This is a genomic window from Methylobacterium mesophilicum (genome assembly GCF_022179445.1).
In the GTDB taxonomy this organism is placed as follows: domain Bacteria; phylum Pseudomonadota; class Alphaproteobacteria; order Rhizobiales; family Beijerinckiaceae; genus Methylobacterium; species Methylobacterium mesophilicum.
This window is the reverse complement of sequence record NZ_BPQU01000094.1, coordinates 1-494: the sequence shown is the minus strand read 5'-3', so window position 1 is coordinate 494 and position 494 is coordinate 1. Positions and strand designations below refer to the sequence as shown.

The 494-nt window shown below is 70.6% G+C and carries 1 protein-coding gene; it reads left to right on the top strand.

Annotation, left to right across the window (positions count from 1 at the left end; translation table 11 throughout):
• On the top strand, positions 1–484 hold a 484-nt coding region (locus MFF40_RS28355), incomplete at its 5' end, for a transposase (protein ID WP_238263155.1).
• Positions 485–494: the final 10 nt, after the last annotated feature.

Genomic DNA, 494 nt, shown 5'->3' with positions numbered 1-494 from the left:
TGTGGCCGGCACCGCCGAGGTGATCGCCGACAGCCTCGCTCCGTCGGCCTGGGCGCGCCTGTCGGCGGGAGAGGGGACCAAGGGCGCACGACTGTACGACTGGGCCTATCGCGAGTTGGCCGACCTCGCTGGCGCCGACGACGACCAAGTCGGCGTGTGGACGCGCGGGCTCCTGATCCGCCGCAGCCTGAGCGATGGCGAGCGGGCATACTTCACGACCTGGTGCCCGGCCGGCACGCCGATCGCGACCCTGGTGGCGGTCGAGGGCCAGCGTTGGACGATCGAGGACGCGTTCGAGACCGCCAAGACCGAGCTTGGGCTGGCTCACAACGAGACCCGCTCCTGGCACGGCTGGCACCGGCACGTCAGCCTGGTGATGATGGCCTTCGCGCTGCTGGCGGTGATCCGCCATCACGCCAACACGCCGCCCCCAAAAAGCCGAGCCAGGACGAGATCACGCCCCCCGAGGCTGCGCGCTCACTGATCCGCTGGTC